The following is a 25,852-nucleotide window of genomic DNA, read 5'->3' as shown; positions in this document are numbered from 1 at the left end:
GCCACCCGTCATATTTTGTCAGACAGCTTCACCGGCCTGGCCGGTCAGGATAAGCCGCCCATGATTTCCACGCTGCGTCCCACGATTTTTTCTCTGTTTCTTGTACTGTTTGCCAGTAGCAGCCCCAGTTGGGCGCAGTCTGATGCCACGCGGGTGGAAGTGCTGCCCGTGCGGCAAAGTGAGTTGATTCGTGATGTGGCGGCGGTGGGAACCCTGGTGGCCAGAGAGTCCGTCGTGCTGCGGCCCGAGATCAGTGGCCGTATTTCAGCGATCAGCTTTGAAGAAGGTCAGCCCGTCAAAAAAGGCCAGCTCCTGATTCAATTGGACCCGGCCATGGCGCAGGCGCAATTGAACCAGGCACAGGCAAATTTGAATCTGGCCAATAGTCAGCACAAGCGTTCTTCGGAATTGAGCCGCCAGGGCTTTATCAGCCAGCAGGCCAAAGACGAGTCCGGTAGCCGTTTGGCTGTTCAGCAAGCCGAAGTGCAATTGGCGCGTGTGCAGCTGGACAAGACCCGTATCCGTGCCCCCTTTGATGGTGTGACCGGCTTGCGTAATGTCTCGGTGGGTGATTATGTTGGGCCGGGCACGGACCTGGTGCAGCTGGAAGCGGTTTCGACCTTGAACGTGGACTTCCGTATCCCTGAACAATATCTGGCCGATGTGAAGGCCGGCATGCCGGTCGAACTGCGCTTTGATGCCTTCCTGGGCGAAACCCGCCATGGCTCGGTGCTGGCTGTCAGCCCGGCGGTGGATACGGCTGGCCGTTCCATTTTGCTGCGGGCCCAGGTACCGAATGAAGATGGCGCTCTGCGCCCCGGTTTGTTCAGCCGTGTACGCCTTGAGCTATCGCGTTATCAGGCCTTGATGGTGCCTGAAACCGCCTTGGCTCCTTCGGGGCAGGATCAGTACATCTATATTGTGAAAGACGGCCGGGCAGAGCGCCGTCAGGTGCAGGTTGGTGTACGCGAGCAGGGCTGGGTACAAGTCACAGGCGATCTGAAAGCGGGCGACAATGTGCTGGTGGCTGGGCTGCAAAAGGTTCGTGATGGAGTGCCGGTCGATATTCAGGAAGTGATCGACGTCCAAACACAGCCGCAGCAATAGGACGGAATCATGGTTCTTTCTGACTTATGTATCCGTCGCCCGGTATTTGCCACGGTTCTGTCTTTGGTGATTGTGCTGGTCGGTTTTATTTCCTATGAACGCCTGACCGTACGCGAATACCCCGCTATTGACGAGCCGGTAGTCTCCGTCATCACCAATTATAAAGGGGCCTCACCGGAGGTGATCGAGTCCCAGGTGACCAAGCCTCTTGAAGATCAGTTGTCCGGGATCGAGGGCGTGAACGTGATGACTTCACGCAGCCGTTCCGAGCGCAGCCTGATCAACATTAAATTCAATTTGGACCGGGCCCCCGATGCCGCTGCCGCCGATGTGCGCGACAAGGTGTCGCGTGCCCGACGTTTCCTGCCCGATGAGGTGGACGAGCCCATCATCAATAAGGTGGAAGCAGACTCCACCCCGATTATTTATGTAGGTGTGGATACCGGCGACTACAGCATGCTGGAGGCCTCGGACTACATCAACCGCTACATTAAAACGCGCCTGTCCGTCTTGCCTGGTGCCGCTGAAGTGCGCGTGTTTGGCGAGCGCTTGCCCGCCATGCGTATCGACCTGGATCGCACCCGCCTGGGAGCCTACCAGCTGACCGTGCAGGATGTGGAAGATGCTCTGCGTAAACAAAACGTGCTGATTCCGGCGGGCCGTATCGAGTCCGATGCCCGCGAGTTTTCCGTGGTTTCCTCCACCGACCTGGAAACGCCCGAGGAATTTCGCAACATCATCATCAGTCAGGCAGCTGGTTATCCGGTGCGCATTTCCGACATTGCCGACGTGCGTATCGGGCCTGCCGAAGAGCGGGTACTGGCCCGATTCAATGGGCAAAACAGTTTGAACATTGGCGTGACCAAACAGTCCACCGCCAACCCGCTGGATCTGTCCAAATCCGTGCGGGCAGAAGTGGAGCGCATCAACGAAAGCCTGCCGGGCAATATGAAGTTGTCCGTGTCTTACGACAGCTCCATCTTCATTCAGAAATCCATTGATTCGGTGTACACCACCATTGCCGAGGCCATCTTGCTGGTGGTGCTGGTGATTGTGTTTTTCCTGCGCAGTTTCCGCGCCAGTGTGATTCCCATTGTGACGATTCCGATCTCCCTGATCGGGGCCTTCGCCATCATGTACATGCTGGGCTTTTCCATCAACACGCTGACCTTGCTGGCCATGGTGCTGGCGATTGGCCTGGTGGTGGACGATGCGATTGTGGTGCTGGAGAACGTGTACCGCCATATCGAAGAGGGCAAGACGGCCATGCAGGCTGCCTTTTTGGGTGTGCGTGAAATTGCCTTTGCCGTGATTGCCATGACGCTAACCCTGGTGGCGGTGTATGCCCCACTGGCTTTTGCCACAGGCCGTACCGGGCGATTATTCATTGAGTTTGCCCTGACCTTGGCGGCTGCCGTGCTGGTATCCGGTTTCGTGGCCCTGACCCTGACGCCCATGATGTGCTCGCGCATGCTGCGTCCACATGGTGCGAAAGTGGGCCGCGTCAGTCAGGGTATCGAAAACTTCCTGGTCTGGCTGACTCGAGGCTACCGCCGTATCCTGATTCGCGCCTTGCGCTGGCGTTTTCTGGTCCTGTTCATTGGTGTGGCCGTTGCCGCGACCAGTGGGCTGCTGTTTACGGTCATCAAAAGCGAACTGGCTCCGATTGAAGACCGAGGTGTGATTTTCGGGATTGTGAATTCGCCCGAAGGCGCTACGCTGGATTACACCTTGCGCAATGTGGAGCGGGTGGAAGAGCTATATCGCGGCATACCGGAGACAGAGGGGTATCAGTCCATTATTGGTTTCCCTACCGTCACCGATTCCTTTGCAATTTTGCGCTTGAAGCCGTGGGAGGAGCGTACACGTAACCAGCAATCCATTGCACGTGAACTGCAACCGCATTTCTCCGCCATTCCCGGTGCGCGTGCTTTCCCCACTAACCCGCCGTCGTTGGGACAGCGGGCTACGTCCAAGCCGGTGGAGTTTGTGATCATGAGCCAGGCACCGTATCCGGAGCTGGCCAAGATCGTGGACGGTTTTCTGGCTGAGCTGCGAGACTATCCAGGGCTGTTGAACGTGGACACGGACTTGCGCTTGAACACGCCGGAAATCCGTATTGATGTGGACCGCGACAAGCTGGCCGATACCGGCGTATCGGTGGAAGCGGTAGGCCGCACTCTGGAATCCATGCTGGGTGGGCGTCAGGTCACGCGCTACAAGAGTGATGGCGAGCAGTACGACGTGATTGTGCAGGTGGACAAGCAGGCTCGTTCCAGCCCGCAAAACATTCTGGATATTTACGTGCGCACTAAAGATGGTGGCATGGTGCAGGCCTCCAACTTCCTGAATGTGCGCGAGAGCGTATCGCCGCAATCGCTGAACCACTTCAACCGCTTGCGAGCGGTCATTGTGGAAGCATCGGTGGCCCCCGGCTATGCCTTGGGTGAGGTGCTCGAACACATGAATGAGGTGGCTCGCAAGACTTTGCCGGAAACGGTGCAGACAGACCTGGATGGCCAGTCGCGCGAGTTCCGGGATTCCTCGGGCAGTATCTATCTGGTCTTCCTGATGGCACTGGCCTTTATTTATCTGGTGCTGGCCGCGCAGTTTGAAAGCTGGCGCAACCCGCTCATCATCATGCTGTCCGTGCCCTTGTCCATGACAGGGGCCTTGCTGGCCCTATGGCTGTCGGGCGGGACCTTGTCCATTTACAGTCAGATCGGTTTGATTACCCTGGTGGGGCTCATTACCAAGCACGGTATCTTGATTGTGGAATTTGCCACTCAACAACGCGAAGCGGGGGCCAGTTTGTACAATGCCGTGGTGCGCGCTTGCGAGATGCGCCTGCGCCCCATCTTGATGACAACCGGCGCCATGGTGCTGGGGGTCTTGCCGCTGGCCTATGCCTCCGGGGCGGGTGCCGAATCCCGTCAGCAGATTGGTTGGGTGCTGGTGGGCGGCTTGTCCCTGGGAACCTTGTTGACCTTGTTTGTGGTGCCGGTGGCCTATACGCTGATTGCGGGCAAGAAAGAAGGGCAGGACAAGCAACTGGAATTGATTGATAAGCCCGAGGCCTCTGTCTGAACCTGTGGTGCTGGTCTGCGGGGAAGCTGTTTGTATAGCCTCCTTGTCGAGTGCCATTACTGTGATTGAATTTGTAGGGAAAGTGAATGCGTCAAATTATTCTGGATACTGAAACCACCGGTCTGGAGCCTCGTGAAGGGCACCGCATTGTTGAAGTGGGTGGGGTAGAGCTGTTCAATCGTAAATTGACGGGCCGCCATCTGCACTTGTATCTAAACCCGGACCGGGACTCTGATCCTGAAGCTTTGGCAATTCACGGCTTGACCACGGAGTTTCTGTCCGGCCACCCACGTTTCAAGGATGTGGTGGATCAGGTGCTGGATTTTGTGCGGGGTGCGGAAGTCATTATTCATAACGCCTCTTTTGATACACGCTTTCTGGATGCCGAGCTGCAAAAGGTAGGTAAAGGCCCGTTCTCCCAGTACTGCGACAGCATCACCGACTCCTTGTTGGTGGCGCGGGAAATGCACCCCGGCAAACGGAACTCCCTGGATGCCCTATGCGAACGCTACGGCATTTCCAACTCCCACCGTACCTTGCACGGCGCTTTGCTGGACTCGGAGTTGCTGGCTGATGTCTGGCTGGCCATGACCCGTGGCCAGGACGCCTTGCTGATGGACTTTGACGAGTCTGATGGGCAAGGTGGGGATGGCAGCAATCTGAGCCTGGGCAAGTTTGACGCCAGCGTGCTGAAAGTGCTGCGTGCGTCCGAAGCCGATCAGGCCGAGCATGAGAAATACATGGACGTGCTGGAAAAGCAGAACAAGAAGCCGCCCATGTGGCGTGAGATGCTCAACCCGGCAACGGAGTAATTATTTAAGAAAAGAGCTGGCCCTGAACTTGTAAATCAATCAGGGCCATGCTATAGTTTTTTTCTTCGCAGCTTTTGTAGTTCTTTAAAGCTCCGGGCGGTTAACTCAGTGGTAGAGTGCCACCTTCACACGGTGGAAGTCACAAGTTCGAACCTTGTACCGCCCACCATCTCTACCTTCATTTAATTCCCCCTCATAGTGTCATTGCCCTTTTTTGTGGCGGCTTGTTTGCGTCCTGCTTATGCTTGGGCTAATTGCTGCCTGCTCAATGCAAAACGCCCCATGGATATTCACGGGGCGTTTTTTATTGCCAGTCAGGATACGGTGCCTGATGAAGGCATCCCGGCCTGTCTTACAACCAGGTCAAACCAATCGAGATAACAATACCCGAGACAATCAGCTGAATCAGGCAAAAGCCCATGATGTCCTTGGCTTTCAGACCGGCAATCGCCAATACCGGCAAGGCCCAGAAAGGCTGGAGCATATTGGTCCAGGAGTCGCCCCAGGCAACGGCCATGGCGGTGCGCGCCATGTCAGCATCCAGAGCCTGTGTGGCAGCAATCACGACCGGGCTTTGTACCGCCCACTGGCCACCGCCCGAGGGCACAAAGATATTGACCAGACCGGCGCTCATGAAGGTCCAGAAGGGCAGGGTGGTAGCAGTGGCAAAGGACACCAACCACTCGGACAGGCTGGCAGCCAGACCGGAGTCGATCATGATGGCCATGATGCCTGCGTAGAAGGGGAACTGAATCACAATCCCGGCACCGCCGCGAATGGCTTCATCCAGGCTTTTCAGCAGACGACGTGGAGTCCCGTGCAGCAAGATGGCCAGAATCAGGAAGGTGAAGTTGATCACGTTCAGGTTCAGGGTTGCACCACGCAGCACGTAGTAGTCAAACAGGTAGGCCAGGCCAGCGACACCAATCACGATGGAGATCAGACGGCTGTTTTCCAGACGGTCTGCTGGGCGATCGGTGGTCTGGTTGACGTCGTTTGGCGTGTCTTCCAGCAGCTTGGGGTCGACGTAAATGCTTTCCTTGTCGCTGGGCAGCATCAAGCGGTTGATCAGCGGCACCAGAATGAACAGGGCGATCACAATGGCCAGGTTAAAGAAGGCGAAGATGGTGTCAGATGTGCTGATGATGCCGATCTTGTCTTCAGAGAAGTGGCCCGAGGTGGCAATGGTCAGTGGTACAGAACCGGCCAGGCCACCGTGCCAGACCAGAAAGCCCGAGTAGGCACTGGCAACCAGCAAGCGGTAGTCCACGCGGACCTGACGAGCCAGTTCTTTGGCGAACAGGGCACCGACCACCAGGCCGAAACCCCAGTTGATCCAGCTGGCCGCCAGCGACACCAGGGTCACCAGAATGATGGCGGATCCAGCCGAACGGGCCAGCGAGGCCAGGCCACGCAACCAGCTTTTTACCAGTGGCGTGCTGGCCAGCATGTGACCGGTCAGCAAGACCAGCAACATTTGCATGGCAAAGGTCAGTAGACCCCAAAAGCCGTTACCCCAATATTGGATGATCTCCATGGGAGAGCGTTGCTCAAACGCCATTGCCGCAATACCGGCAATCAGTGTGAGCAGGATGACGAAAATATACGGATCGGGTAGATAGCGTTCAACCAGGCGGACCGAACCGCGCGTCATGGCTTTAAACATAAATTGTGCTCCTGTGGATTTGCGCCAGTATTTGCGCGGGTCCTGATGTCTTGGGATCGTTTGGGTGCCTGTTTGTGCAGGCACTTTGCTGGCAGCATTTTGATAGGAATGCTCAGTACAGCCGTATTGTTGGCGAGAAGCCGCAAATTGGGAAGACGGGAAAACCTGAACCTTAAAGTTTCTGGCTAGTTGTTGTTCTTCGCTATATGCTTTACTATATAGCGGTGTTTTCGAAAGAACCATCACTCATCGCTCGATGATGGGTTCTATTTACGGGCCCCTTGGGGTCCGTTTTTTTTTGTGCCGCATCTTTGTGTGGCGTCAGTTCATAAATCAATTAGAAAGATCGAATAGGGAAGGGGAATGAGACATCAGTCCAAACGCGCCACAGCAGCGCGTCATCAGTCCGTCTGTTTTGTGCCGCGCGCATTGGTCTTGAGCATGATGGGGGCCTTGGCAGTTAGCCAGGCTCAGGCTCAGGAAAACAATGACCGTGTGTTTCAGCTGGGCAAAGTGGTTGTTCAGTCCAGCCTGGATCGCGAGGCTCCTTTGGGGGAGAGCGCAGTCAGCCAGAAAGAAATGCAGGCTTTTGATTTGCGCGATGTGGGTGCCGCCGTTAGTGTGCAACCCGGCGTGACCGTTTCGGCGGGCGGTGCTCGTAACGAACAGATGGTCTATGTGCGTGGCTTCGATTCGCGTCAGGTGCCCTTGTTTCTTGACGGTATTCCACAGTACGTGCCGTACGACGGCTATGTGGACTTTACCCGTTTCACCACCATGGACCTGAGCGAAATTCGCGTGGCCAAGGGAGCAGCTTCCTTACTGTATGGCCCCAATATCATGGGCGGTGCCATCAACCTGGTGACCCGTAAACCCGTCAAAGAGTTTGAAGGCGAGTTCCGCGCCGGTTACGCTACGGGCGATCAACGCTACAGTGCCTTGAACGTGGGCACCAATCAGGGTTCCTGGTACATGCAGGCAGGCTTGTCCTGGTCAGGCGAACGCAGCTTCCCCTTGGGTCGTGGGTTTGAAGATCAAAAAGCACGTCCTACCGACACGGGTGGCATGCGCAGCAATGCTTCTCAAATGGACAAGAAAGCGTCCTTCAAACTGGGTATCACTCCCAATGCGACGGATGAATACGTTATTGGCTACGTGAACCAGAAAGGTCAGAAAGACAATCCGGTCTACACCGGCGTGAACGATGCCAAGCTGGGTCAACGCTACTGGCGCTGGCCATACTGGGACAAGGAAAGCCTGTACTTCCTGAGCTCCACACAGATTGGCGAGAGCAACACGATCAAGACCCGCGTGTACGAAGACAAGTACAAGAACGGTCTGGATATGTATAGCAATGATCAATACGCGACCCTGACTGGCCCGACCAGCGAGTACACGGACCTTACCCGTGGCGCTGCCCTGGAATGGGTCAACACCAGCCTGGACAATCACGAGCTGCATTTTGCCTTGCACTACAAGGAAGATCAGCACCGTGATCCCAAGCCATCGGGCACTGAGCACTACAAGGACGTGACCACGTCTCTGGCGTTTGAAGACCGTATTGCTGTGGGTGAGCTGTGGCAGTTGCGCGTGGGTGCCAGCCACGAACGTCGCAAAGCCAAAGAAGCGCACAACTTTGAAACCGGCGATACCGATGCCACCAACGGTTTGCTGGAGCTGGGTTACGACTGGAGCGATGCCATGCAGGTCTACGGTAGCGTGGCTTACAAGACTCGTTTCCCCACGATTAAAGATCGCTACTCCAGCCGCATGGGCTACGCCCAACCTAATCCGGATCTGAAACCCGAGCACGCCATTCACTATGAACTGGGCTTGCGCGGTCAGCCATGGGAAGGTGCACAGCTGGAATCGGCGCTGTTCTTGAGCCAGGTGCGTGACATGATTCAAAGCACGGTTATTCAGGCTCCCGGTTGTGACAAGTACCGTCCAGTGGGTTTTTGTGATCAGGCCACCAACGTCGGCAAGGCTCGTCAAATGGGTCTGGAGCTGTCTTTGCAGCAGGAGTTGTCTGCTCCTTGGTCGGCAGGCCTGGCGTACACATATTTGAATCGTCGCAACCAGTCTGACCCGGACGTCAAACTGGTGGATACACCCAATCACCGCCTGTTTGCTCACCTGAGCTGGAAGCCCACTGCGCAGTGGGAAGTGATGGGTTCGGTGGAAACCGAAAGCGGCCGCTACTACTCCTACGCCAATAGCAAGGGTGATCAGATCTACGAAAAAACACCGGGCTTTGCCTTGTTGAGCTTGAAAGGTATCTGGCGTCCGAATTCGGACATCACACTGGAAGCCGGTGTGCGTAATCTGGGCGACAAGCTGTACCAATACAAAGAAGGCTACCCCATGCCCGGACGTGTCTGGTTTGTGGGCGGAAGCTATCGTTTCTAAAGCCGTTTTGTGATTTGCAGTTAAAGGGGGAGAGGCATAAATGAAGCGTCGTGATGTATTGCGTGCCTGGGTGGCACTGACTATGTTGGCGCCTCATGCCCGTTTGCTGGCCCGGTCCGAACAGGCCGGGACCAGCCGCTCTATCAGCTTGCATATCAGTGTGGCGGGCAAGCTGCCTGATCCGGCTCAAGTGGGGCGGGTAGTGGCAGCCGGTCCGCCCGCTTCTGTGCTGGTGTATTGCCTGGCACCCCACGCGCTCTTAGGTTGGCCTTTTCAGCTGGCTCCTGCTGCACGCAGCATGATGGAGGCCGCTGGTTTTTCCTTGCCGTATCTTGGCCGTCTGGCCGGTCGGGGCAGTACCTTGTCCCTGGAAAGCCTGCTGGCCTTGAAGCCCGATATGGTGGTGGATATAGGCGATGTGAATCCCTATTACGAGTCTGCCGCCAAATCCGTGCAAGAGCAGACGGGCGTGCCTTATGTCTTGCTGGATGGTCGCCTGAACGACAGCCCGGCGCAGTTGCGTCAGGCAGGTCATATCCTGGGGCAGGCCGAGCGCGGCCAGCAACTGGCCTTGCGTGCACAAGCGATTCTGGATACCGCACATCAGGCCGCCAACCCCCGCGCCAAAGGCTTGAAAGCCTATTTGGCACGCGGTAACGATGGTCTGGAAACCGGCATGGGTCAATCCATTCATACCGAGGTGCTGCGGCTTTGCGGTTTGACGGTAATGGGTGACGAGAAAACCGATAATCGCCTGGGCCGTATTTCCTACGAACAATTATTGGCCTGGGACCCGGACATGCTGTTTGCTCAGGATGATGCTTTCTTTGAGCTGGCCCGTACTCAGGCTCCCTGGAATCAGCTCAATGCAGTGAAGGAAGGACGCTTGTACCGCGTACCCGCCTTGCCCTTTGGCTGGCTGGATGGCCCGCCGGGAGTCAATCGTCTGGCCGGGGTGATCTGGCTTAATGCCTTGCTGGAAGGCAGTGCTGCCATGCCACGCATGTATTCAGAGTTGCAGGAGTTTTACTCGGCTTTTTACGGCATGTCCTTGAGCGACGAGCAGGTCAAGCGATTGGTACAAGGGCTGGACCCGCTGGGTTCGCAGCAAGGCGCATGAAGTCAGGTTTGTCCTACGGGCTATTGCTGCTTTTGCTGGGGCTGGTTCTGGCCGTATTGGTGGTGTTTGCCCTGGGGCAGGGGGCGTATCCCTTGTCCGGAACAGAAGTGCTGCGCGCCCTGGTCGCCGGTTTTGGTAGCGATCCAGAAGCGGGGCAGAGTCAGGCCGTACGCGTGGTCTGGGATCTGCGTCTGCCACGTATTGCAGCGGCTTTGCTGGTGGGGGCGGCGCTCTCGACCGCAGGCGCGGCGTATCAAACCATGTTTCGCAATCCACTGGTTTCACCCGATATCCTGGGTGTGTCCTCGGGTGCAGGTCTGGGGGCGATTCTGGCCATTTATTTGAATTTCTCCTTGTTCGGCGTGCAGATGGCGGCCTTTGTTGGCGGCCTTCTGGCGGTGGGCATTGTCTTGAGCCTAGCGCGCATGCTACGCCATCATCCACCTGTTCTGATATTGGTCCTGGCCGGGATGGCGGTGGGCACCTTGCTGGGTGCCGCCCTGTCGCTGATCAAGATCCTGGCCGACCCCTACTCTCAATTGCCCTCCATGACCTTCTGGTTATTGGGAGGTTTGAGCGCCGTACGTTCCTACGAAGTCTGGCCGGCTGCGCTGATGGTATTGGCGTGCATCGTCCCTGTCTGGCTTTTGCGTTGGCGTATCAATGTCCTGGCGCTGCAAGATGAGGAGGCCCGCTCCTTGGGCATGCCCGTCTCTGCCTTGCGTTGTCTGCTGATCGTTTGCGCGACCTTGATGACGGCGGTGTGCGTGGCTCTGGCAGGAATTATAGGTTGGGTCGGTTTGCTGATCCCGCACGCGGCCCGTTTATTGGTTGGCCCGGACTTCTCCCGTCTATTGCCCGTTTGCTTGTTGGTGGGCGCCGCCTTCCTCTTGTTAACCGATACCTTGGCACGAAGCATAGGCACGCTGGAATTGCCCTTGGGTGTGCTGACGGCCTTGGTGGGTGCTCCCGGCTTCTTGCTGTTGCTGGCTCGTGGTGCGAGGCAGCGATGAGCGGGCAAGGCTTGGAAGCGATTGATCTGGCTGTAGGCTACGGGCGCAAGCAAGTCGCCAGTAATGTGAATCTGCGCGTACAAACCGGGCAGGTCGTTTGTTTGCTCGGGCCCAATGGCAGCGGTAAGTCCACCTTGCTGCGCACCTTGCTGGGCCTGCAGCCGCCTTTAAAAGGGCAGGTGAAGGTGCAGGGCAAGCCCCTGGAGCAATGGAGTGCGCGTGCCCTGGCCAGACAACTGGCTTATGTACCGCAAGCGCAGGAGTCGGCCTTTGCCTTTACGGTAGAGCAATGGGTCTTGCTGGGTTGCGCCAGTGAGCTGGCCTGGTACACCCAACCTCGGGCCGCCGACCGGCAATGGGTAGGCGTTTGCCTGGAGCGGTTGGGCATAGGGCAGCTGGCTCAAAAACGTATTGATCAGATCAGCGGTGGAGAGCGTCAGCTGTGTGTGATTGCACGTGCCTTGGTGCAGCGTTCACAGTTCTTGATCATGGACGAACCCGCCTCCAGCCTGGACTTCGCGAATCAATTACGGGTGCTGGATCAAGTCTCGCACTTGCGTCAGGAAGGTCTGGGTGTGCTTTTGTGTACGCATCAACCCGAACATGCGGCCCGCGTGGCGGACTGGGTGATCTTGTACCGGGATGGGGGCATATTGGCGCAGGGACAGCCCCGCGACATGCTTAGTCAGGCCAGTTTGCGCCAGCTGTACCAACTGCCAGCGCATGCCTTTGAACTACCTGATTGGTATGCGCGAGGGGCCTGAGGCCCCCCGAGCTTCTCACATGTTTTTCAAGGCAGCACGACCATATTGGTTGTTGTGCTCCACTACACGCGTCAGCATGGTCATAAAGGTCTGGCGCTGCTTGGCGGTCAGTGGGTCCAGCAGTCGTTCCTGGGCGCGGTTCATGCCAGCACTGATTTCCTTCATCGCCGCCAATCCTGCTTCGGTGATGTAGGTCTGGCGAGAGCGGCGGTCTTCGGGGTTGATACGGCGTCCCAGCAAACCTTTTTCCTCCAGCCTGCGGATGACATCGGCCGAGGTGGTGCGATCCAGCCCCAGCTCGTAGCCGATCGTGGTTTGATCCAGCCAGGGTGAACCCATCAACACGGACAGGACACCGTGCTGGACAGGGGTGAGGTCACTTTTGCACTCCTCGTAAAACATGGCGTAGTGAATCTGGTTAAGACGGCGGACCAGAAAACCAGGCCGGGACCACAGTTTGCGTCGATACAGCTCGGCATTTTCTTCTTCCACTGGACCCAGGATTTCGGCCTCGTCGGCTTCCAGTCGTTCTTCTTGCTTTAGCTCGGCGTGATTCTTCATGGATAAGTCAGTCATCGATTGAGTGGCCTTCAGCCCGTTGCCAACAAGGCAGCACACTGAAAGCGGGACGACCTGCAAAGGGTACGGCTGCAAGGTCGGCGTCTACAAGGAAAGCAGGGCTACGCTAACGTGAACAAAAGCCCTGATTTCTGATTTGCAGTCATTTCTACAGGCGCTGTCCACGCCCCAAAGTATATGTGATTTCCCGACTTGCTGAAAACAATAATAATCAGCATACTGATAGATATTGTTGGGGGGTCAAACGATTGACCTTATGTAAATCAATAATTTAGGGAAAATTTACGGTGAAACGTATTAAAAAAATAGCACTGGAGGAGCACTTCAACGCCGTTGGCTTTGAGGATTATTCCAAGGCCTTTGTCAAACATATTGACAGTGCCGACGCGCGTGAACTGATGGCTCGTTTGCATGACTTCGACGCCCAGCGTCTGGAGGTGATGGATCGTGCCGGTATCGAGTACGTTGTGCTGTCGCAGACCGGCCCTGGGGTACAGGTGGAAAAGGATGTGTCCGTCGCTATCGAGCGTTCACGTCAGAACAATGATTTCCTGGCGCAGCAAATTGCACGCCATCCCGATCGTCTGGGCGGCTTTGCCACTTTGCCCATGCAAGACCCGGCTGCTGCCGCGCAGGAATTGACGCGTGCGGTGCAGGATCTGGGCTTGAAAGGCGCTTTGGTTAACGGTCACACGCATGGCGTGTACTACGATGGCCGCGAATATGATGCCTTCTGGGAAACCGTGCAGAAGCTGGATGTGCCGTTCTATCTGCACCCCTTTGATGCTTATGAAATGCCGCACGCTTACACGGGCCACCCGGAGCTGATGGGTGCAACCTGGGGCTGGGGCGTGGAAACCGGCACCCACGCGCTGCGCATGTTGTTCGGTGGTGTGTTTGATCGCTGCCCGGATGTGAAGTTGATCTTGGGTCATATGGGTGAAGGCTTGCCGTTCCAGCGCTGGCGCTACGACAGCCGCTTTGCCGTGTACCCACATGGTGTGACCTTGAAGCGCAAGCCTTCCGAGTACATCGGCAGCAACATCCTGATCACTACTTCGGGTGTCTGTTCTGCCCCAACGCTAATGGGCGCAATTGGTGAAATGGGTGCCGAAGCCGTGCTGTTCTCGGTTGATTACCCCTACGAGTCCACCGAGCTTGCCGCTGATTTCATCGAGGCAGCGCCTATGGATGACAAGACACGCGAGCTGGTTTGCTACGGCAACGCGGCCCGTCTGTTCAAGCTGGACCGGAGCTAAGCATGAGCACATTTCTGTACGGCGCTCATGTGCACGCCAATGGCATTCGTCAGCATTACCTGCGTTTTGGTGGTTCCGTCGGTGGGCGTGACCAGCGTCCTGCCGTCATCATCGTTCCTGGCATTACCAGCCCGGCGGTGACCTGGGGTTTTGTGGGCGAGCAATTCGGCAAGCACTTTGATACCTACATTCAAGACGTGCGTGGTCGCGGTTTGAGCGAAGCGGCTGAAGGCATGGATTACAGCCTCGATGCACAGGCGGATGACTTGATCGCCTTGGCTCAAGCGCTGGGCCTGAAGGACTACATCGTGGTCGGTCACTCCATGGGTGCCCGCATTGGTTTGCGTGCCGCTCACAAGAACAGCGAGGGCCTGAATCGTCTGGTGATGGTTGATCCGCCAGTGTCCGGCCCAGGTCGTCGCGCTTATCCCTCCAAGTTGCCCTGGTACGTCGATTCCATGGCGATGGCTCGCAAGGGTTGCACGGCTGACGATATGCGTGCCTTCTGCCCGACCTGGACCGAAGAGCAATTGCAATTGCGTGCTCAGTGGCTGCACACCTGCCATGAGCCTGCGATTCTGGCCAGCTTTGAGGGCTTTCATACCGACGATATTCATGTCGACTTCCCGCATTTGACCGTGCCTGCCTTGCTAATGACAGCCGAGCGTGGTGACGTGGTGCGTGACGAGGATGTGGCCGAGATTCAGCAGCTGGCCCCTGGCGTTCAGCACGTTCGCGTGCCTGATGCCGGTCACATGATTCCTTGGGATAACGAAGCAGGCTTTTACGAAGCTTTCGGTGACTTCCTGGGCCAGCGCTTGGTGTGATGTTGAAAGGGCCGCATGGGCGGCCCGTCGTGATGCAAAGGTTCCGCGTCAGTGTCGGAACCTTTCACAAGGAGAGACAAGATGGCAGTTAGTGATTACCAACTTATCGAGGCATGGCAAGAAGTGCTACGCCTGTCCAAGCTGCAGGCCGGTCAAACCGTGACCTTGCTGACCAGCTCGACCACGCATCCGCAAACCATGCAGTGTGCGCAGATTGCTGCTCAGTCCATGGGTGCGATTGTGAATCGCCTGGACTTGTTGCCGGTCAACTCGGAAAAAGCCTTGAGCCGTGACTCGCTGGCCTACCTGGGTACGACCCCGCTGACGGGTAACGAAGCAGCGATTGCAGCCCTGAAGGCCAGTGATCTGGTGCTGGACTTGATGACCCTGTTGTTCTCGCCCGAGCAGATCGACATTCTGAAGTCGGGTACCAAGATCTTGCTGGCGGTGGAGCCACCAGAAATTCTGGTTCGCACGGTGCCAACGGAAGCGGATCGTGCACGCGTGACTGCGGCGGCCGCTTTGATCAAGGCCGCCAAGGAAATGAGCATTACGTCTCCTGCTGGCACCAACTTGCGTTGCCCGCTGGGTGAGTTCCCCGCGATTCGTGAATACGGTTTTGTAGATGAGCCCGGTCGTTGGGACCACTGGCCTAGTGGCTTCGTGCTGACCTGGCCGAACGAGCTGGGCACTAACGGCATCATTGTGATCGATAAGGGCGACATCCTGCTGCCGCAGAAAAAGTATTCCTCCGAGCAGATTATTCTGACTGTGGAGAATGGTTATGCCACGAAGATCGAAGGCGGCATTGAGGCGCAATTATTGGACGAGTACATGAAGTCCTTCAATGACCCCGAGGGCTACGCTATCTCGCATATCGGCTGGGGTCTGCAACCACGTTGCCATTGGTCCACACTGGGTCTGTACTCGCGTGAAAACACCATTGGCATGGATGCCCGTGCGTTCGAGGGTAACTTCCTGTTCTCCCTGGGCCCGAACAACGAGGCTGGCGGCAATCGCACGACGGCCTGCCACATTGATATTCCTTTGCGCAATTGCACGGTCAGCCTGGATGGCCGTGCTGTCGTGCGTGACGGCAAAGTACTGGACGGAGGCGTTGGTGAGTACGAATGAAGGAGCGGTGTACGCTCAACAAGGTTTTGGGTCGACGCTGGAGCCTAAAGCTCCTTACGGCTTGTTGATTATTGATCTGGTGAATGGCTTTGCGGATCCTGCCGTGTTTGGTGGCGGCAATATTCCCGAAGCTATCGAGAACACGCAGAAGTTGCTGGCAACGGCGCGTGAACAGGGCTGGCCGGTGGCTCACACCCGCATTGTGTATGCCGATGATGGCGCTGATAACAATATCTTCAGCATCAAAGTGCCCGGCATGCTGGGTCTGACCGAAGACGCCCACAACAGCCATATTGTGCCGGAACTGGCTCCTGCGCCCGGTGAGTTCATCGTTCGCAAGAACGTGCCTTCGGCGTTTTTCGGTACGCCTTTGGCCGCTTGGTTGACCCAACGTGGTGTGCAAACACTGCTGGTTGCTGGCGCCGTGACCAGCGGTTGCGTGCGTTCCAGCGTGGTCGATGCGATGCAACTGGGTTTCCGCCCCTTGGTGGTATCGGATTGTGTGGGTGACCGTGCGATTGGCCCTCACGAGGCTAACTTGTTCGATATGCGTCAGAAGTACGCCACCGTGGCAACACGTGAAGAGGCGATGACGTTGATCGGTCTTTAACGCTATTCAATTTTTTTGAGCTTTTGAAAAGAGCGACGTGTTTCATCATGGTCTGGATGGGCGTCCGTGCTTGATGGATATGAGTCGTCGTTAACAAGTCTGTTTTGATAGCCTTGTAATTGAGTATCGATGGTCTGCCGCTTGGGGGCGGGCTATCGGACCTGTGCCCCTGGAAGCCGTATGGCTCTCGGGGGCTTTTTTATTTTTGGCAGCGTTGTGGGTTTGCAAGGATTACGGTGTCAGGGCTTTCTTCTGGACGTGCCGTTTGGGCTTTGCGTGAGGGCGGCGGATAGTTTTCTTGTGGGGCCCGGGTACGGCTTGTCTTGGCGGGTCTCTTGCCCACGCTGCGCGTGGGTACCCTTGTCAGAGTGCTGGGGCGGGCGGGTCGTGAACTCGGAGCGCGGTTTGTCCCCCGGACAAACCGCAAGCGTGCTCCTCAAACAGCACGACCCTTGCATCCCGCCCCAGCACTCTGCCTGCGGCAAGAGCCCTGACTCGCCCGCCAAGCCGTACCCGGGCCCCACAAGAAAACAAGCAACACGGGTTAAAGCCCAAACGGCACTGGCAGAGGTGGGATGAAATTAAGGGCCCAGATTGGATGGGTGGAGAACGGAAGGGAGGGGGGGCTGAAGAGCAGAACGATAGGTGCTTAGGAAATACAGAAGAGCAAGGCACGAGGCCCTGTTTGTTCAAAGAGTCCGTAAGAGATTGGTAGATAAAAAGCCATTGTGAGCCGTTCAGTCGGCCTGCTGGGGTGTCAGGGCGGATCAGAGTACTTGCCGCGGGCAGGAGATAGCGTAGGGGTGCAAGCATCCTGCTGTTTGAACCCGACGCTTGTACTTGGTCCGGGGGACCAAGTACCGGGTGAGTTCAGGATGCGCCCGTAGCTATCTCCTGACAAGGGCACCGGTGCGCAGCACCGGCAAGTGCTCAGCCCGGACACCCCAGCAGGCCGACTGAATGGCGTTTTCACAGAGACCTTTTATCCCCGATCCTGACTAAGCTGAATGCCCTCCAAACCTGCGCTACCAGCCCTAAAGCCTCATATCTCTGACGTTGCGCTAGGCATCAGCCCTTTGCCCCAATAAATAAGCAAAAAAAAGCACCCCTCAACAAAGAAGGGTGCTCAAAGGAATCAGAAGACCTTCTGACTCAAGTGGCTCGGAAACAGCACACAAAAAACAGTTTTGAAACCAGAAGCAAACCCCGGACTTAGACCGGAAACACCAGATCATTCGCCAGGATGGACGTATCAAAAATCACCTGACGCTCCTTGAGCATCAAACGACCGTCCACACGCGTGAAGGTATCGAAATAATTACCCACCAGATGCACCGTGGAAGGCCCTTCCACCAAGGTCTGCATCAGCATGAAATTGCCCTCGGCCTCAATATCGCCATTGTCAGCCTCGCTGATCACGCGCACATCCGTGACCAGATGCAGCATGTAGCGCGGGGCATACATCTGCGTGCGGGCAATGGCCACCGCACGGTCGTGCATCATGTCGCGCCCTTCGGCATAGACCAGACCTACCGGCAAATTCAGATCCGCGTTCTCGCGTGAAGTGACCCGGTAAACCGCGTCCTCCACAAAAAACATGGGCCAGTCCTCAACATTGCCACGATCCAAAGTGGCACAGTACTCGGCATTGAAAAGCTCAATTTCCGCCTTTAACGACAAAGCACGCTCAACAGAAACCTGGGCGGGTTTGAAAGAAAAATCCATTTTCATAAGTCAGCTCGTCTTACAGATCCATCACTTGGCGGTAGTACTGGTACATGGAGCGAATAGCCGCTTCCGAGATCAGCGTATTGGACGTACCCAGCTTGCTTTCATCCAGCTTGATGATGTTCACCTCGCTGCTGGAACGACGTACCCCTTCCTGCACAAACTTCATGGCCTCGTTGTCTTCCAGACCCAGGAAACCGGCAGGGCCCATCAGGTTGCCCTGACGCAGACGGTGACGAGTCATCTCCTCGGTATCGTCCTCATAGCCAAACATGGTCCATTGCATGATCAGACTGTTGGGGCCATTGGGCACAATCTGACGCACACCCAAGGTGTTCATCTCGCGCTGAACAATCAGATTGGGCCAAATTGTCTGCATGGTGACCGACCAGGGAGAATCAAACTCCTTGATGTAGTCCAGGAAACGCTCGTCGCGCAAACGCATATCGTCCACAAACGAACGCATTTCCTTCTTGTTGTCCTCGCTGACCTCGGCGTACTTGTCCTCGGACTTGGCCGATGCCATATAGCCATGGCGACCATGTACAGGGTCCACATACATCTGCGACTTGTTGCCCGCCACCAGCAGACCAAATACCACCAGGAAAGAGTGCAGCAAGGTCGCGTGGTAAGGATCTTTCAGATTCTCGTGGTACATCTTCCAGTTGCAAGGCAACTCGTTACGGTAGTAACCCAGAATCTTCAGCTTCTTGCCGGGAAACACCGCCTCGAAATCCTTCAGAATTTCAGGCGTCAGGTATTCCGTAATAGGCTCGACCTTGTCGCTGTAGGATGCAAAAATGACGCCATTGTGCGTTGTCACATGCAGCTTTTTCAGACCATGCTCGGAGTTCTTGAAGCTGCGCGGCATGCCGCCTTCTTTATTCGCACCGCGCTTGAAAGGAATCCCTTGCAGATCACCCTTCAGGCTGTAAGACCACTGGTGATACGGGCACACAAATTCATTGGTGTTGCCCTGGTTGTGGCGGCAAAACTCGGCACCACGGTGTGCACAGCGGTTTTCAAACACGTTGATGCTGCCATCTTCCGCACGCGCCACGACTACTGGGGTGGAGCCCACATACGAGCGCTTGTAGTCGCCCGAATCGGGAATTTCCGCTTCCAGGGCCACAAAGTTCCAGGTGTCACCGTGGAAAATGCGCTCCATCTCGCGGTTGTAAATGTCGTTGCTGGTGTAGACCCAATCCGGAATGGTGTTGAGCACATCCTCGGGCCAGGTGCATTCCTCGACAGGGCGGTCTTTGGACCCGACCGTCTGGCCTATCACCGTTTGCGTCTGATACATGGGGTTCTCCTCTGATAACTCTTTAATGATTCGGGATGACGAGGCGGCGCAGGCCGCTTCTCTTTCTTAGACTTGGGCCGTACGAGCCGCTTCTTTCACGTACTGGCGCAGCTTGGTCGCCGGGTCCAGCACGATGGCCGGGTCCACAGGCAAGTTCTGTTCCATGACGCTGCGCAAAGCGCGTAGATCCGCGCTGGCATTGACGCCAATTGCGTGTCGCAAATGCTGGCCTTCAAATGCCAGCAACATGAAGCTGATGGCATCGCCCTGGCTGTCCATGACGCCGCGTACCTGATAGTTCAGATCCGGGCTGCCTTGGCCCAGCATTTGAATGTTGCAACCGAGCACATCCGTCCAGAACCAACTGACAGGTGCAGCAGGAGCATCCTGCCCGGCAATGGCGTGGGCCACCTGACGGGCTTGCTCGTTGGCGTTCTGCCAGGATTCGGTGCGCGTGCGCACGGCGGTATCGGGGCAGATCTGGGTGGCGCAATCGCCAGCGGCATAAATGCCCGCCACACTGGTGCGGCCCTGGCGATCCACAATAATCCCGGCCGTCATATCGTCTACCGCGATACCACTGGCCCGCGCCAAGGCGGAGTTCGCGCTCAGACCGGCGGCCACAATGGCCAGATCGCCATTCAGGATCTGGCCATCATTTAGTTCCAGCTGAACGGGGTGCTCGTTTTCTGCCGCAAAGTGGGCCTGACGCACACCCTGACCCAGGCGCACGGTGATGCCTTGCGACTCGAAGCGCTCCAGCAACCATTGCGACAGCAGCGCAGGGGCGTTGCGGGCCAGCAGACGTTCATTCGCTTCAATGACAGTGACCTGTGCGCCGGTTTCGCTGGCGGTAGAAGCCAGTTCCAGACCCATGAAGCCGCCACCAATCACCAGGGCGCGCAAACCGGGATGCAGACGGGCTTGCAGGCTCAGGGCATCGTCCAGCGTGCGCAGATACAGGGCGTTGACCTGGCTGGCGGGCAGCAGAGCCAGTTCGCGGGCCGCGCCGCCTGTGGCCAGCACCGCGTGGTCAAAGCTCCAGGTCTGGCCATTGCTCAGGCTGGCCTGAAGTGTGGCGCAATCCAGAGACTGCACGCTGGTGCCCAACAAGAGTTCAATATTCTGTTCTTGATAGAACTCGGCTTTTTGCAAAAACACGCTGTCAGTGGTCGCGCTGGACTTGAGCACGTCTTTGGACAGGGGCGGACGCTCGTAGGGAAGGTGAGTTTCATCCCCTACCAAGGTGATGCTGCCGCTAAAGCCCAGGCTGCGCAGTTCGCGCGCCAGCACCGAAGCCGCTTGGCCAGCGCCGATGATCAGTACGGAAGTGTGGTGTGCCATGATGTTGCAAGTCTCGTCAGCAGAAAAAAGCTCAGGCCTGACTGAAGTCGGCCAGAATATCGTTGCCTTCAATGCGCAGCGGATAGACCTTGATGTCCACCGTGGCAGGGGCGTTCATGGCCTTGCCGGTGCGCAAACAGAACTTGGCCTGATGCAAAGGGCATTCCACGCAACCGTCCTCCAGATAGCCGTCGGACAGCAGGGCATATTGGTGGGTACAGACGTTGTCGGTCAGGTGGAACTCGTCATCCAGTTTGTGCAGGGCCAGTTTCTTGCCTTCCCACTCGATTGCCAGGGACTCTTCGTTGTCGATGGCATCGGTTTCGGAAATTTTTATCCAGTTCAAAGTTGTCTCCGGGTTGTGCTTTCAATTAGTCAGTATACTGTATAAATTATAAAATCAAATATCGTTTTTATAAGGGATTGCGCTAGTTGAGGCTTAAGCTATTGATGATGCTTTCCTTTATCTCATCAAGGACATGCGTCAGTAGTTTCCCTGCTTGACCAAAAATTAATTAATCAGCACACTTACTATTATCGAAGTGGTGAATGTCAATTTCATAGTGTGCTGACACTGCTTGGAACGTCCGTCTGGCCCCTCGGGGGGGACGGTTTGGCAAGGTTCGGGCAGTTGCTGTCGGGGCTGCAAGCCAGACTGGCGGGCAAACTACCCAGACCCCTATCGAGCAAGGGGTGTAAATACATTAAAAAATACAAAGAGGTGAGTGATGGAGCGTCGTAGTTTTCTGCTGAAATCGGCAACGGTTGCGGGTGCGGGTTTGGCAGCCGTAGCCGCCCCTGCAATTGCGCAGAACAGCCCCACCGTGCGCTGGCGTATGTCTACCGGCTGGCCCAAAAGCCTGGACACCATTTATGGTTCGGCCGAAGCGCTGTGCAAACGTGTCAGCGAACTGACCGAAGGCAAGTTCGAAATCCGCGCTTTCCCCGGTGGCGAGCTGGTGCCTTATGCCCAGAACATGGATGCCATTAGCAACGGCACGGTCGAATGCAACCACGTGCTCAGTACCGCTTTTGTGGGCAAGAACACCGCCGTAACGTTTGATACTGGCTTGTCCTTTGGCATGAATGCCCGTCAGCACAACTCCTGGGTGCACTTTGGTGGTGGCCTGAAACTGCTGCGCGAAATGTACAGCCAGTACAACATCGTCAACTTTGTGGCGGGTAACGTGGGTGTGCAGATGGGGGGCTGGTTCCGCAAGGAAATCAAGGACCTGGACAGCCTGCAAGGTCTGAAGATGCGTATCGGTGGCATCGGCGGCATGGTGCTGTCCAAACTGGGTGCCGTGCCCCAGCAGATTCCTCCTAGCGATATTTACTCCTCGCTGGAAAAGGGCACGATTGATGCGGCCGAGTGGATTGGCCCTTACGACGACGAAAAACTGGGCTTGAACAAAGTCGCTCCCTTCTACTACTCCCCCGGCTGGTTCGAGGGTAGTGCGTCCCTGACCTCTATGGTCAATAAAGACGCCTGGGAAGCCTTGCCTGCGCACTTCAAAGTGGCATTCGAGACGGCCTGTAATGAGCAGACCATGCTCAGCCTGGCCAAGTACGATGCCTTGAACCCCGGCGCTCTGCGCAAGCTGGTGGCCGATGGGGCCAAGCTGCGTTACTTCCCCAAGGACGTCATGAAGGCCGCCTACGACAAGTCCCAGGAACTGTGGAAGGAACTGTCGGACAGCAACGCCGATTTTGCCAAGATTTATCCAAGCTGGAAGGCCTTCCAGGAGCAGGAAGCCAGTTGGTTCCGGGTTGCCGAAAGTGCCCTGGACAACTTCACCTTCAGCGAGTTGGGCAAGCGCAGTTAAGCAGCACATTCTTAAGGTAGTGAAATGAGTCAGCACAGTCACCCGTCAAGCCTGGGTGGCCAAGGAGTGGGTGCGCGTATTCTTCGCAAGGAGGATGCGCGCCATCTCAATGGCCGGGGCAACTTCATCGGAAACATGACCATGCCGGGGCTGCAGGAAGTCGCCTTCCTGCGCAGCCCCATGGCGCATGCCCGAATCCGTCAGATCAGTATTGAAGACAGCGCACGTGCGCAGGTTATTACCCGTGCCGATATGCCGGACTGTCTGGATATTTACGCCGCTTCCACCTTGCCCAGTTATCAGGCCTCCAGCATGCCGCCGCTGGCCTCGGGCAGTGTGCGTTATGTGGGCGAGCCGGTTGCCATGGCCTTTGGTGAAAGCCGCGCCGTGGCCGAGGACGTTCTGGAGGAGATTGAAGCGCTGTACGACGAGTTGCCGGTCTACGGCAGTGTGCCGGCCTCGCTGGCCGCGCAGGGTGATCTGTTGCATGAAGGCTGGCAGGATAATGTGTTTGTGACACTGCGCTCGGACGTGGCCTTTGAAGAGCATGCCGCCCGTGCCGATCGCGTGATCGAGCACTCGGTCAGCCTGTCACGTCAGTGCATGTTGCCGATGGAAGGCAAGGCCGTTCTGGCCTATTGGGATTTCCAGGCCGATCAACTGGTGGTGTATTGCGGCAGTCAGATCCCGCATATGCACCGCACTGGCATTGCCCAGTTCCTGGGTATGGATCAGGCGCAGGTTCGTGTGATTTCCCCCGATGTGGGCGGCGCTTTTGGTTATAAATGCGTGCTGCATCAGGAAGAGCTGTGCGTGGCCTGGTTGGCCAAGACCTTCCGCAAGCCCTTTCGTTTCATGGAAGACCGCCGTGAGCACTTGATTGCTGGCGCCAATACCCGTGAACACCAGTACCGCCTGAAAGCACACATCAGCAATGAAGGCCGCCTGCTGGCGCTGGATGCTGAAATTGATATTGATGGTGGCGCTTACTCGGTCTGGCCCTTTACCGTGGGGCTGGAAGTAGGCCAGGCCCTGGGCAATCTGCCCGGTCCTTACGATTTTCGTGGCTACCGCTGCCGCACACGCGGTGTGGGCACCAACAAACCAGGCTTCATGCCGTACCGTGGCGTAGCCCGTACGGGTGTCTGCCTGGCCATTGAACAGATGATGGATCAGATCGCCCTGGCGGTCGGTAAGCCCTCCTGGGAAATTCGCTTGATGAACCTGGTGCAAGGCGAGCAAATGCCTTACGTCAACGTGGCCAACAAGCATTACGACTCGGGCAACTATCCAGAAAGCCTGCGCCGCGCTCTGGCTGCGGTGGATGTGGAGGCTGTGCTGGCTCGTCAGGCCAAGGGTGAGCCCGATGGTCGCCTGATTGGTCTGGGTGTGGCTTCTTATACCGAGCAGTCTGCACACGGTACGTCCGTGTTCGCCAGTTGGGGCACTGCGGTGATTCCGGGTTTTGATCAGGCTTTTGTACGCATGACCCCGGACGGTGGGCTGGAAGTGCGTGTGGGTGTGCATTCGCACGGCCAGGGTATGGAAACCTCGTTTGCCCAGATCGCCAGCGAAATTCTGGGTATTCCCGTGGCCAGGATCAAAGTAGTGCACGGTGATACGGGCCGCACGCCATTCTCTACCGGCACGTATGCCTCGCGCTCCCTGGTGATGTCTGGCGGTGCGGTGTCCAAGGCCTGTAAAGAGCTGCTGCCGCGCGTGCGCAAGATTGCCGCGCATATGCTGAAAGCCGATGTGGATAGCATTCAGCATCAAGGCGATATGTTCAGCGCCGAGGGGCGCCAGGTCAGCATCGCCCAAGTGGCGGATGCCTGGTACATCAATCCGCAGCATTTGCCCGAGGACGTGGACCCGCAAGGTCTGGAGCTATCCGTAGGTTACAAACCCAAAGTCGATACCGGCAGCTTCACCTACGCCAGCAATGCCGTGGTGGTGGCTGTCGATCCAAAGACTGGCGGGGTGGAAGTGCTCAAGTACGTGGTGGTGGAAGATTGCGGCATCATGATCAACCCAATGATTGTGGAAGGCCAGACCATAGGCGGGATTGCCCAGGGGATCGGCACCGCCTTGTACGAAGAAATGCCCTACGACGAGTTTGCTCAGCCGCTGGCATCGACCCTGGCAGACTACGTCATGCCCGGTGCCTGCGAAGTGCCCAATATTCATATCGAACACATGGAAAGCCCATCGCCCAATACCGAGTTTGGTGCCAAGGGCATGGGCGAGGGCGGGGCGATTGCCCCTCCTGCCGCCATCATGTCGGCCATCAATAATGCCTTGCGCTCCACGGGAGCACAGGTCTCACATACCCCCGTGACACCGCATCGACTGCTAAGCGCCATTCGCGCTGCAGCACAGCCCGCCAATCAGCAAGATAAACAGCCCGTGTCGGAGGTTCAGGCATGAAGGCCGCCAAGTTTGAGTATGAACAGGCCCAGAGCCTGAAACAGATCCAGGACGCTTATGGCAGCGACCCTTCCGCAGTGCGCTTGATGGGTGGCAGCCAGTCCCTGGGCCCCATGTTGAATCTGCGTCTGGTGCGCCCTGCTCGAGTGCTGGATGTGTCGGCAGTGCCCGAGCTGCGACAGGTAACGGCCAATAAAGGGCAAGTGCGTATCGGCGCTGCTGTGACTCACGCCCAGATTGAAGATGGCATTCACGAACTGCTGCGCGGCCACATGATGCAGAAAGTGGCAGGCCGCATTGCTTACCGGGGTGTGCGTAATCGCGGCACCTTGGGTGGCAGCCTGGCCCATGCGGACCCGGCGGCAGACTGGGTGCTGACCTGTGCCGCCCTGGGCGCACGCATCAATGTGCGTGGAACCCAAGGCAGCCGTACGGTTCCCATGAGCGAATTCATGCTGGCTGCCTACACCACGGTGCTGGAAGCCGGTGAGTTCATCGAGTCTGTGGATGTACCTGAAGTGTCCGGTTCGGCCCGTTGGGGTTATTACAAATTTACCCGCAAAGTGGGCGAGTTTGCCGATGCCAGTTGTGCCTGCTATTTCGACCCGGCCACGCGCACGGCGCGCGTAGTGATTGGAGCCATGGAAGGCGCCCCGCGCTCCTTGCCCGAGCTGGCCGTGAACGTGGCTGCACAAGGGGCCGCCGTCCTGGAAGGGGACACGATTGCAGCGGCCTTGCAGCCGTATCTGGCACAACGGGATGAAGCTCATCAGGTGCTGTTCCGTACGGTAGTAGAGCGCAGCCTGAAGCAAGCGCTGGGTGTGAAAGGTTAAG

The 25,852-nt window shown here is 57.0% G+C and carries 20 protein-coding genes and 1 tRNA gene; 15 read left to right on the top strand and 6 right to left on the bottom strand.

What is annotated here, in order from left to right; genetic code table 11:
* Positions 1-60 precede the first annotated feature (60 nt).
* The 4 genes from NBV64_RS15310 to NBV64_RS15295 all read left to right on the top strand — a co-directional run bounded on the left by NBV64_RS15310 (position 61) and on the right by NBV64_RS15295 (position 5,175).
* On the top strand, positions 61-1,107 hold the full coding sequence (locus tag NBV64_RS15310; protein ID WP_009460829.1) for an efflux RND transporter periplasmic adaptor subunit: 1,047 nt from the start codon (positions 61-63) through the stop codon (positions 1,105-1,107).
* A 9-nt stretch (positions 1,108-1,116) separates the two neighbouring features.
* Entirely contained in the window at positions 1,117-4,194 is a 3,078-nt protein-coding gene (locus NBV64_RS15305; protein WP_009460831.1) for an efflux RND transporter permease subunit, read from the top strand.
* An 86-nt stretch (positions 4,195-4,280) separates the two neighbouring features.
* Positions 4,281-5,006, top strand: a complete 726-nt coding sequence (gene dnaQ, locus NBV64_RS15300) for a DNA polymerase III subunit epsilon (protein WP_250756074.1) — start codon at positions 4,281-4,283, stop codon at positions 5,004-5,006.
* A 94-nt stretch (positions 5,007-5,100) separates the two neighbouring features.
* Positions 5,101-5,175, top strand: a tRNA-Val gene (locus tag NBV64_RS15295).
* Positions 5,176-5,358: 183 nt separating this feature from the next.
* Here the strand turns inward: NBV64_RS15295 and NBV64_RS15290 are convergent.
* On the bottom strand, positions 5,359-6,672 hold the full coding sequence (locus tag NBV64_RS15290) for a short-chain fatty acid transporter (RefSeq protein ID WP_009460835.1): 1,314 nt from the start codon (positions 6,670-6,672) through the stop codon (positions 5,359-5,361).
* A gap of 363 nt (positions 6,673-7,035) precedes the next feature.
* Between NBV64_RS15290 and NBV64_RS15285 the strand changes: the two genes are divergently transcribed.
* From NBV64_RS15285 to NBV64_RS15270, 4 genes are read left to right on the top strand one after another with little or no spacing between them, the layout of a single operon-like run.
* Positions 7,036-9,081: a TonB-dependent receptor plug domain-containing protein gene (locus NBV64_RS15285; protein WP_250756073.1), complete on the top strand. Its 2,046-nt coding sequence runs from the start codon at positions 7,036-7,038 to the stop codon at positions 9,079-9,081.
* 40 nt (positions 9,082-9,121) lie between these two features.
* Positions 9,122-10,201: an ABC transporter substrate-binding protein gene (locus tag NBV64_RS15280; RefSeq protein WP_250756072.1), complete on the top strand. Its 1,080-nt coding sequence runs from the start codon at positions 9,122-9,124 to the stop codon at positions 10,199-10,201.
* Positions 10,198-11,214, top strand: coding sequence for a FecCD family ABC transporter permease (locus tag NBV64_RS15275; RefSeq protein WP_250756071.1), 1,017 nt, complete (start codon positions 10,198-10,200; stop codon positions 11,212-11,214). Before NBV64_RS15280 ends, NBV64_RS15275 begins: the two co-directional genes overlap by 4 nt.
* A complete protein-coding gene (locus NBV64_RS15270; RefSeq protein ID WP_250756070.1) occupies positions 11,211-11,978 on the top strand; it encodes an ABC transporter ATP-binding protein in 768 nt (255 codons plus the stop codon). The genes NBV64_RS15275 and NBV64_RS15270 overlap by 4 nt, the downstream gene beginning before the upstream one ends.
* Before the next feature lie 15 nt (positions 11,979-11,993).
* On the opposite strand, the gene NBV64_RS15265 is transcribed toward NBV64_RS15270, so the two are convergent.
* Positions 11,994-12,554: a MarR family winged helix-turn-helix transcriptional regulator gene (locus NBV64_RS15265; protein WP_009460842.1), complete on the bottom strand. Its 561-nt coding sequence runs from the start codon at positions 12,552-12,554 to the stop codon at positions 11,994-11,996.
* 290 nt (positions 12,555-12,844) lie between these two features.
* Between NBV64_RS15265 and NBV64_RS15260 the strand changes: the two genes are divergently transcribed.
* The 4 genes from NBV64_RS15260 (at position 12,845) to NBV64_RS15245 (ending at position 16,387) form a co-directional block, all read left to right on the top strand.
* On the top strand, positions 12,845-13,816 hold the full coding sequence (locus NBV64_RS15260; protein WP_026485442.1) for an amidohydrolase family protein: 972 nt from the start codon (positions 12,845-12,847) through the stop codon (positions 13,814-13,816).
* A gap of 2 nt (positions 13,817-13,818) precedes the next feature.
* Positions 13,819-14,643 (top strand): alpha/beta fold hydrolase, encoded by an 825-nt coding sequence (locus NBV64_RS15255; protein WP_250756069.1) that lies wholly within the window; start codon positions 13,819-13,821, stop codon positions 14,641-14,643.
* Positions 14,644-14,724: 81 nt separating this feature from the next.
* Positions 14,725-15,777 (top strand): 2,5-dihydroxypyridine 5,6-dioxygenase NicX family protein, encoded by a 1,053-nt coding sequence (locus NBV64_RS15250; protein WP_250756068.1) that lies wholly within the window; start codon positions 14,725-14,727, stop codon positions 15,775-15,777.
* Between the two features lie 7 nt (positions 15,778-15,784).
* Positions 15,785-16,387 (top strand): N-carbamoylsarcosine amidohydrolase, encoded by a 603-nt coding sequence (locus NBV64_RS15245; RefSeq protein ID WP_205649066.1) that lies wholly within the window; start codon positions 15,785-15,787, stop codon positions 16,385-16,387.
* A 1,212-nt stretch (positions 16,388-17,599) separates the two neighbouring features.
* Here NBV64_RS15245 and NBV64_RS15240 read toward each other — a convergent pair.
* From NBV64_RS15240 to NBV64_RS15225, 4 genes are all read right to left on the bottom strand, one after another.
* Positions 17,600-18,118: an aromatic-ring-hydroxylating dioxygenase subunit beta gene (locus NBV64_RS15240; protein ID WP_250756067.1), complete on the bottom strand. Its 519-nt coding sequence runs from the start codon at positions 18,116-18,118 to the stop codon at positions 17,600-17,602.
* Positions 18,119-18,131: 13 nt separating this feature from the next.
* On the bottom strand, positions 18,132-19,421 hold the full coding sequence (locus tag NBV64_RS15235; RefSeq protein WP_035273649.1) for an aromatic ring-hydroxylating dioxygenase subunit alpha: 1,290 nt from the start codon (positions 19,419-19,421) through the stop codon (positions 18,132-18,134).
* Between the two features lie 66 nt (positions 19,422-19,487).
* Positions 19,488-20,765: an NAD(P)/FAD-dependent oxidoreductase gene (locus NBV64_RS15230; RefSeq protein WP_250756066.1), complete on the bottom strand. Its 1,278-nt coding sequence runs from the start codon at positions 20,763-20,765 to the stop codon at positions 19,488-19,490.
* Positions 20,766-20,796: 31 nt separating this feature from the next.
* Positions 20,797-21,111: a non-heme iron oxygenase ferredoxin subunit gene (locus NBV64_RS15225; protein ID WP_009460854.1), complete on the bottom strand. Its 315-nt coding sequence runs from the start codon at positions 21,109-21,111 to the stop codon at positions 20,797-20,799.
* Between the two features lie 382 nt (positions 21,112-21,493).
* On the opposite strand from NBV64_RS15225, the gene NBV64_RS15220 reads away from it, so the two are divergent.
* Genes NBV64_RS15220 through NBV64_RS15210 form a run of 3 tightly spaced genes read left to right on the top strand, consistent with a single transcriptional unit; the run spans position 21,494 to position 25,851 of the window.
* Entirely contained in the window at positions 21,494-22,591 is a 1,098-nt protein-coding gene (locus NBV64_RS15220) for a TRAP transporter substrate-binding protein (RefSeq protein WP_009460856.1), read from the top strand.
* 24 nt (positions 22,592-22,615) lie between these two features.
* The gene (locus tag NBV64_RS15215) at positions 22,616-25,018 is read left to right on the top strand and encodes a xanthine dehydrogenase family protein molybdopterin-binding subunit (protein ID WP_250756065.1); all 2,403 of its coding nucleotides are present in this window, start codon (positions 22,616-22,618) and stop codon (positions 25,016-25,018) included.
* Positions 25,015-25,851 (top strand): FAD binding domain-containing protein, encoded by an 837-nt coding sequence (locus NBV64_RS15210; RefSeq protein ID WP_009464042.1) that lies wholly within the window; start codon positions 25,015-25,017, stop codon positions 25,849-25,851. The genes NBV64_RS15215 and NBV64_RS15210 overlap by 4 nt, the downstream gene beginning before the upstream one ends.
* Position 25,852: the final 1 nt, after the last annotated feature.

The organism is Alcaligenes sp. DN25, assembly GCF_023674485.1.
Classification (GTDB): Bacteria; Pseudomonadota; Gammaproteobacteria; order Burkholderiales; family Burkholderiaceae_B; genus Alcaligenes; species Alcaligenes phenolicus.
The sequence above is the reverse complement of the archived record's forward strand: the minus strand, read 5'-3'. Positions and strand labels throughout refer to the sequence as shown.